The organism is Microbacterium sp. 71-23 (assembly GCF_001897265.1).
Classification (GTDB): domain Bacteria; phylum Actinomycetota; class Actinomycetes; order Actinomycetales; family Microbacteriaceae; genus Microbacterium; species Microbacterium ginsengisoli.
The window spans coordinates 109,095-117,298 of sequence record NZ_MKSL01000035.1 but is presented as its reverse complement, the minus strand read 5'-3'; the positions used below and the strand labels follow the sequence as shown (position 1 = coordinate 117,298).

At 67.5% G+C, this 8,204-nt stretch carries 7 protein-coding genes; 1 reads left to right on the top strand and 6 read right to left on the bottom strand.

Annotation, left to right across the window (positions count from 1 at the left end; translation table 11 throughout):
* From yicI to BGO15_RS11150, 6 genes are all read right to left on the bottom strand, one after another.
* Positions 1-1,611: alpha-xylosidase (gene yicI / locus BGO15_RS11175; protein ID WP_286748298.1), on the bottom strand; the 1,611-nt coding region annotated here is incomplete at its 3' end.
* Positions 1,611-2,492: a carbohydrate ABC transporter permease gene (locus BGO15_RS11170; RefSeq protein WP_286748296.1), complete on the bottom strand. Its 882-nt coding sequence runs from the start codon at positions 2,490-2,492 to the stop codon at positions 1,611-1,613. The genes BGO15_RS11170 and yicI, both read right to left, overlap by 1 nt.
* Positions 2,493-2,503: 11 nt before the next feature.
* The gene (locus BGO15_RS11165) at positions 2,504-3,481 is read right to left on the bottom strand and encodes a carbohydrate ABC transporter permease (protein ID WP_045245917.1); all 978 of its coding nucleotides are present in this window, start codon (positions 3,479-3,481) and stop codon (positions 2,504-2,506) included.
* 64 nt (positions 3,482-3,545) lie between these two features.
* The gene (locus BGO15_RS11160) at positions 3,546-4,859 is read right to left on the bottom strand and encodes an ABC transporter substrate-binding protein (RefSeq protein ID WP_137878699.1); all 1,314 of its coding nucleotides are present in this window, start codon (positions 4,857-4,859) and stop codon (positions 3,546-3,548) included.
* A 106-nt stretch (positions 4,860-4,965) separates the two neighbouring features.
* Positions 4,966-5,997, bottom strand: coding sequence for a LacI family DNA-binding transcriptional regulator (locus BGO15_RS11155; protein WP_056207848.1), 1,032 nt, complete (start codon positions 5,995-5,997; stop codon positions 4,966-4,968).
* Positions 5,998-6,292: 295 nt separating this feature from the next.
* A complete protein-coding gene (locus BGO15_RS11150) occupies positions 6,293-6,745 on the bottom strand; it encodes a GNAT family N-acetyltransferase (protein WP_056207851.1) in 453 nt (150 codons plus the stop codon).
* A 184-nt stretch (positions 6,746-6,929) separates the two neighbouring features.
* Between BGO15_RS11150 and BGO15_RS11145 the strand changes: the two genes are divergently transcribed.
* Complete coding sequence (locus BGO15_RS11145; protein WP_045245731.1) at positions 6,930-8,147, top strand: NADP-dependent isocitrate dehydrogenase; 1,218 nt, start codon at positions 6,930-6,932, stop codon at positions 8,145-8,147.
* The last annotated feature ends 57 nt before the right edge of the window (positions 8,148-8,204 follow it).

Genomic DNA, 8,204 nt, shown 5'->3' with positions numbered 1-8,204 from the left:
TTCGAACCCGCCGATGTCATGGCTCCAGTGCGCGTACCCGCTGAGCGCGAGCGACAGGCCGCCGCGCAGCGTCTCTGCCATCGAGACGAAGCTCGAGGTGTTGTCGCCGCCCCAGTGCACGGGCATCGTCTGGCCGCCGGCTGTTCCCGACCGGGCGAACAGCACCGCCTCGCCCTCTCCCCGTACGCGCACGAGCACGTCGTGCACGGCGCGGTTGTACAGCTGGGCGTAGAGGTTGTGCATGCGCTCCGGATCGGATCCGTCGAACCACGCGACATCCGTCGGGATGCGCTCACCGAAGTCGGTCTTCACGCAGTCGACGCCCTGCCCGAGGAGCACCTCGAGCTTCGACTGGTACCAGGCGACGGCGTCGGGATTCGTGAAGTCGACGAGCCCCATGCCGGCCTGCCACATGTCCCACTGCCACACCGAGCCGTCGTGGCGGCGCACGAGGAATCCCCGCGCAGCACCCTCCTCGAACAGCTCCGAGTGCTGCGCGATGTAGGGGTTGATCCACACGCACACCTTGAGGTCGCGGTCGTGGAGTCGCCGCAGCATCCCCTCGGGATCGGGGAACACCCTCTCGTCCCACCGGAAGTCGCACCAGGTGAACTCGCGCATCCAGAAGCAGTCGAAGTGGAAGACCGAGATGGGAAGCTCGCGCCGCGCCATCTCGTCGACGAACGACGTGACCGTTGCCTCGTCGTAGTCGGTCGTGAAGGATGTCGACAGCCACAGGCCGTACGACCATGCCGGAACGATCGGCGGGCGGCCGGTCAGTGCGGTGTACCGTTCGAGAACCTGTGCGGGGGTAGGCCCCGCGATCACGAAGAACTCGATCGCCTCACCCGATACCGAGAACTGCACGCGCTCGACGGCCTCGCTGCCGACCTCGAAGGACACGTGACCCGGGTCGTTCACGAAGACCCCGTATCCGGCCGAGCTCAGGTAGAACGGTACGTTCTTATAGGCCTGTTCGCTGGATGTCCCGCCGTCGGCGTTCCAGATGTCGACCGTCTGCCCGTTCTTCACGAGCGGCCCGAAGCGCTCGCCGAGGCCGTAGACGAGCTCGCCGACGCCGAGGTCGAGCTGCGCGTGCATGAAGTGACGCCGACGCGGCACGCCGGTCTCGGCGGCGGCCCCGTCCACGGGACCCGGGTCGATCGAGGCATCCGCCGCGGTGTGCACCCAGGCCAGGGATCGATGTCCGCTGCCGGTCAGGCGGCGCCCGGCGAGCTCGAACGAGAGATCCCACGCACCCCTCCCGACCCGGGCCCGCAGGTCGCCGGTGACCAGCTCGCCCCCGTCTTCGGTGAGGTGTGCGGCGCCGGCGCGCCCCGCTCCCGGGAGCGGGAAGCCCGGCGTCGCGGGCGTGCCGCGGTGGTGTTCGACGCGCACGCGCACGACCCCCTCCAGCGGCGACGAGAGCGACACCGTGAGCGTCGGGCGGTTCAGCACATCGCCGCGCCGCTCGATCACCTTGGTCGGGGCGAGCACGGTGAGCGCTTCGCCGTCGACCCCGTCCTCGCGGCGGTCGATCTCATAGGCCTCCTGGGCGTAGAGCGCAGCGACTCCCGGTCGCATCTGCCAGAACCCGTCGGTGAACTTCATTACTTGACTGCTCCTGCGGTGATGCCGCGCGTGAGTGTGCGCTGGAAGATGAGGAAGAAGAGGAGGGTGGGGATGATGCCGAGCAGTGCGGACGCGCTCGTCGTGGTGACATCCATCAATCGATCGCCCTGCAGCACGCTGATCGCGACCGGCACCGTCTGGTTCGCGTTCGACACCAGGAATGTGAGCGGGATGAGGAACTCGTTCCACGTCCAGATGAAGAAGAAGATGAGCAGCACCGACAGGGTCGGTCGGCTGATCGGGAACACGACCCGCCACAGGATCTGCCACCGGCTGGCGCCGTCCATCGCGGCGGCCTCGAGCACTTCCTTGGGGAAGGTGCCGTAGACCGCGGACAGGAGGTAGGTGCCGAACGCCGCCTGGATCACGGTGAAGATGATGATGACCGACCAGACGTTGTTGTACAGCCCCACCGCCTTGGCCATGTAGTACAGCGGGTAGAGGAGCGCCTCTTGCGGCAGCAGGTTGGCCAGGAGGAACAGCAGCACGATCCACGTGCGTCCGCGCACGCGGCCGATGCCGATCGCGAAGGCGTTGAGCACCGAGATCAGCACGGCCAGCACGGCGACCATGCCGGAGATGAACACGGAGTTCCACACCTTCTGCGGGAAGTCCACGCGCTGCCAGAACGCGGCGAGACCGTCGAACGAGATGTGCGTCGGGAACGCGAGCGGTCCGCCGTTGGAGTAATCGGCGGGCGTCTTGAACGAGTTCACGAGGATCAGGTAGAACGGCGCGATGATGAGCAGCGCCGCGACGATCGCGAACGCGAGCATCAGCCAGTCGACGCCGCGCGCACGGTTGGCGCGCCGAGGGCGACGGCTCGGGCGGGTCGCCGTGCGTCCCGTCGTGAGAGTCATGGTGTCGGCCATCAGAGTCCCGCCCGTTCCTTGCGCTCGGACGCGTTCTGCGCCCGGATGAACAGCACCGCGACGATCGCGATGACGATGGTGAGCGCGGTGGCGATGGTCGCGCCGTAGCCGACCTGCTGCGCCTGGAAGAACTGGCTGTACGAGTAGTACGACGGCACGATGGTCGCCGTTCCAGGCCCGCCGCGGGTGAGCACGTACACGGGCCCGAACACCTTCAGTGCGGCGATCGTGCAGGTGAGGGCGACCACGTAGATCTCCGGTCGGATGATGCTCACGGTGATCGCGCGGAAGCGCTGGAACCAGTTCGCGCCGTCGAGCTCGGCAGCCTCGTACAGCTCGGGGTCCACGCGCTGGAGGGCCGCCATGAACACGACGACCGGGTAGCCGATCTGCACCCAGACGAGCACCGCCATGATGGCCCACAGCGCCGTGTCGGGGCTGCCGAGCCAGTCGTGGGTCAGGCCGCCGAGGCCCACGGCCTCGAGCAGCGAGTTCAGGGCGCCGTCCTGCGGACGCAGCACCCAGCCGATCACGATGCCGGCGATGGCGACCGGCAGGATCTGCGGGAGGTAGTAGGTGGCCCGCAGGAAGCTCGCGAGTCGACCGCCGAACTTGCGCCCGATGACGTCGAAGAGCAACGCCGCCAGCACCAGCCCGATGATCGTCGGGAGCACGACCATCGCGACGATCATCCAGATGCTGTTCCCGAACGACGTCCAGAACTTCTCATCGCCGAGCAGCCGCGTCCAGTTGGCGAGGCCCACCCACACGGGGGGCTTGATCCCCCGCCACGTCGTGAAGCTCAGGTAGACGTTCCAGGCGAGCGGGATGATGATCACCGCCGTGAGGAGCACGAGCCCGGGGACGAGGTAGAGCCAGTACGCACCGCGTCCGGCACGGCCCCGCTGCGGGATGAGCGGTTCGTCGGGAGGAAGGCGTCGAGCGCGGGCGCGCCGGACGAAGGGAACACTGGTCATGGTGGGTCTCTCGCGGTTCGGGTCGGTGGGGGCGGGGCCGGTGAACCGGCCCCGCCCCGGGGTGTCAGCGCATCGTCGAGGCGTACGTCTCGTACTCGCTGCCGAGAGCGGACTGCACCTTCGACGGATCCGTCCCGTTGACCAGGTTCTGCAGCTGGGCGACGAGGGTGTCGTAGAAGGTCGGCGTCGGCCAGTCGGGATAGAACGCGAGCCCGTCCTTGGCGGTGATCGCGTTGAACGCCGAGATCAGCTCTTTGCTCTTTGCGTCGGTGATGTCCGAGGGGTTCGCCGCAACGGGGACGCCACCGTTGTTGCCGATGATCGCCTGGATCTCGGGGCGCATGGTGATGTCGATGAACTTGTAGGCGAGGTCCTTGTTCTTCGCGTTCGCGGGAACCACCCAGAGGTTGCCAGAGGATCCGAGGCTGAGGTCGGAGCCGGGGAAGGGGAAGATGCCCCAGTCGTAGTTCTTGATCTCCGAGGTGAAGCGGCCGTACCACCAGCTGCCGGAGACGAAGATCGGGTACTTGCCGGCGATGAACGCCGTGCCGGCGTCCTCCGCCTTCATCCCGGCGACGTCCTTGGAGATGTAGCCCTTGTCGACGTACTGCTTGAGGGTGTCGGTGGCGTAGCTGATCTGCGTGCCCTGCCAGTCCACGGGCGACTTGTAGAGCTGGTAGTCGTTGACCCAGTTGCGGTCGGCCTTGCTGAGGGCGAGCTGGTACCAGAGCTGGCCGAGCGGGTATTCGGCACCGGCCTCGGCGAGGGGGGTGATGCCCTTGGCCACGAAGGCGTCGAGCACCTTCACGAAGTCGTCGTAGGTGGTGGGCACCTGCAGGCCGGCGTCGGCGAACATTTGCTTGTTGTAGTACACGGTGACGAACTCGCCGTAGTTGGGCACGCCGTACCACTTGTCGCCGCCCATGATGCCCTTGTCGTCGTACTTGGCGGTGGTCTGCAGCGACGACGCGAGCTTCTTGTCCCAGCCGTACTGGCTCACCGCACCGGAGATGTCGGTGAGCAGTCCCTGGCTCGCGAGCAGGCCGGCGGTGGCGTTGCCCTTGTTGTACTCCATGACGTCCGGAGCCTCGTCGGAGTTGAGCACCTGGCTCGCCGTGGAGCGAATCTGCTCGAAGCTCTTCGACTCGTACTCGACCTTGGCGCCGGTCTCCTGTTCGAAGATCTTCACGGCCTCGGCCCAGCCCTTGCCCATCGCGCTGTCCGCGCTCTCGTAGTCCCAGAGCTTGAGCGTGTTGGACGAGTCGGTGGCGGCGGAGCTTCCGGCGCCGGAGCAGCCGGCGAGCACGAGCCCGGCGGCCATGACGAGGCCGACGGCCGCGGCCGCCCGCTTCGCGGTGAGGTGTGATCTGCGTGCCATCGTTGGCACTCCTTTCTCGGTGACCGTCATCGGTCGGGTGTGTGTGGAAGGGACGATGAGTCGAAGCGCTTCGATAACGCGGATGCCACAGCTCGGCGGAGCGGCGTCATCCCGCGCGACGAGCGGCGGCCGGGGGTGGGGCGATCGAGGCGTGAGATCGATAGGTCGGCGGGATGAGGTGGACGCCGGGTGCACAGCGCCCGTCGTCGAGGCAGGCCATCGCGAGCGCGACCGCGCGCTCGCAGGACTCCTCCGGAATCAGCGGGAGGGCGTCGATCGGCGTGGTGAGCGTCGCCGTGTCGAAGGAGGATCCGACCGAAATCAGGGAGATGTCGGTGGGAACGTCGAGGCCGCGCGCGTCGAGCGCGGCGAGTGCGATCGCGTGGCAGGTGTCGGAGCAGTGCAGGAGGATGGCCGTCGCCCCGGCGTCGAGCATCTCGGAGATGCCCTGGCGGACCGCCGAAGTGGAGGTCGCGCCCACACCGGTGTGGCGGAAGTCGTGCGCGATCCCATGGTCGTCGGCGCGACGCCGGAAGGCCTCGCGCACGCGGGGAGGGAAGTTCGACCGGTCGTACGAGACTTCGGGATGCCCCAGCATGCCGATGCGCCGGTGGCCGAGGGCCGCGAGACGGTCGACCGCCTCGATGGTCGCGGCCTCGAAGTCCAAGTCGACGCAGACGAGTCCGTCGTGGTCGTCGGGTACGCCGATGAAGACGCTCGGCACCGGGATTCGGCGCGCCAGCGCGACCCGGTCGTCGTCGGGCGCGACGTCGAGCACCAGAACCGCGTCCGCGAGCGCGCTGTCGGCGACCCGCTGCATCCCCGTGGTGGTCTCGGCGTCGGTGAGCAGCAGCACGTCGTAGTCGACCTTCCGCGCCGCGATCGCGGTGGCCAGCACGAACGCCATGTGGGTGGGCGCGTGGGTGTCCAGGCGCAGCGGCTCGGTGAGTGCGAAGATGCGCGTGCGTCGGCCGGCGAGCATGCGGGCTCCGGCATTGGGGCGGTAGCCGAGTTCGTCGATCGCGGCCTGGATGCGCCGCCGGGTGTCGACCGCGACGGGCCGCTTGCCGCTCAGGGCGTAGGAGACGGTGCTGATGGACACGCCCGCGGCTCGCGCCACGTCGTCGATCGTCGCCATCTCTGCTCCATCGTCAGGACTTCGAAGCGCTTCGATCGGCGCCTCGACAGGGAGACTATTCAGAGCGGAGGACTTCGCGCAAGTCTTTTGTCGAGATTGCCAACAAATGACGTCGCGCACGCCGGCGGGTGCGCCTCTTCGACGCCGTCGAATCCACCCGCGCGCGTCGAATCCACGCCTCCCGCGCGGGCATGACGCGTGGATTCGGCGGGGTCGTGTGGATTCGGCGGAAGTGGGGGAGGAAGGGAGAGAGGGGGGAGAGGGGAGAAAGGGGGATGCCGCGGCATCCGCCCGATCAGAGCGAGATCTCGGCGATCGTCTCGCCGAACTCGGTCTCGCCCACGGGGGTGAAGCCGACGCGGCGGAAGAAGGCCTCGGGGCCGCCGTCGCCCGGCTCGTAGATGACGGTGAGACGGCTCGAGCCGCGCGTGCGCGCCTCGGCGAGCAGGCCGTCGACGGCGAACCGCCCGATGCCCTTGCCCTGGTCGTCGGCGTCGACGTTGATGCGCCAGAGCACCGAGCGGAAGTGGTCCTGGAGGGCGTCCGGGTCGAAGTTGCCGCTCACGAAACCGACCACATCGTCACCCTCGAGCACGACGCGCTGCCAGGTGGTGGTGGGGTTCACGACGGTCGCGGCGATGCCGTAGCTCACCGGTGCGAGGAACTGCTCCTGCCCGGGTTTCAGCGACAGATTGTTCACGGCCACAATGGTGGCGGCGGAGAGCTCTTCCAGACGGAGGTCGGCCATGGTCACAGGCTAGCCCCTGTGCGGGTGCGTCCCAACGCCTGTGTGCGAACCTCACAAGAAGCCCATGGATGCCGCTGCCACCGGGGGTCGCGGCATCCATGAATTCTCTTGATATCGAGATACTTTCTCCGTGCGATAGGCTGGTCCGCGGTCTGAGAAGCGCACGAGAAGTGAGGATCCACCGGTGGAGAAGATCAAGGTCGAGGGAACGGTCGTCGAGCTCGATGGCGACGAGATGACCCGCATCATCTGGCAGTTCATCAAGGACTCCCTCATCCACCCGTACCTCGATGTGAACCTCGAGTACTACGACCTCGGCATCGAGCACCGCGATGCGACCGACGACCAGGTCACGATCGACGCGGCGCACGCGATCCAGAAGCACGGCGTGGGCGTCAAGTGCGCCACCATCACCCCCGACGAGGCCCGCGTCGAGGAGTTCGGCCTGAAGAAGATGTGGAAGTCGCCCAACGGCACCATCCGCAACATCCTCGGTGGCGTGATCTTCCGCGAGCCGATCATCATCTCCAACATCCCGCGCCTCGTGCCGGGCTGGAACAAGCCGATCATCATCGGCCGCCACGCCTTCGGCGACCAGTACCGCGCGACCGACTTCCGCTTCGCCGGCAAGGGCACGCTGACCGTCGAGTTCACGCCCGAGGATGGCAGCGAGCCGCTGAAGTTCGAGGTCTACCAGGCGCCCGGCGACGGCGTCGCCCAGGTGCAGTACAACCTCGACGCGTCGATCCGCGACTTCGCCCGCGCCTCGCTGAACTACGGTCTCGCGCGCAAGTTCCCGGTCTACCTCTCGACCAAGAACACGATCCTGAAGGCCTACGACGGCCGCTTCAAGGACCTGTTCCAGGAGGTCTACGACGCCGAGTTCAAGCAGGCGTTCGAGGCCGAGGGACTGCACTACGAGCACCGCCTCATCGACGACATGGTCGCCTCCTCGCTCAAGTGGGAGGGCGGCTACGTCTGGGCGTGCAAGAACTACGACGGTGACGTGCAGTCCGACACCGTCGCGCAGGGCTTCGGCTCGCTGGGCCTCATGACCTCCGTGCTCACCACCCCCGACGGCAAGATCGTCGAGGCGGAGGCCGCGCACGGCACCGTCACGCGTCACTACCGCCAGCACCAGCAGGGCAAGCCCACCTCCACCAACCCGATCGCCTCGATCTTCGCGTGGACGCGCGGCCTGCAGCACCGTGGCGTGCTCGACGGCAACCAGCCCCTCATCGAGTTCGCGGCCACCCTCGAGGACGTCGTGATCACCACGGTCGAGTCGGGCGCCATGACCAAGGACCTCGCGATGCTCGTCGGCCCTGAGCAGGCCTGGCAGACCACCGAGGACTTCCTCTCGACGATCGACGCGAACCTCAAGGCGCGCCTGGGCGCCTGAGACGTCACGACGAAGGGGCGGATGCCGCAGCATCCGCCCCTTCGTCGTGACAGGGGT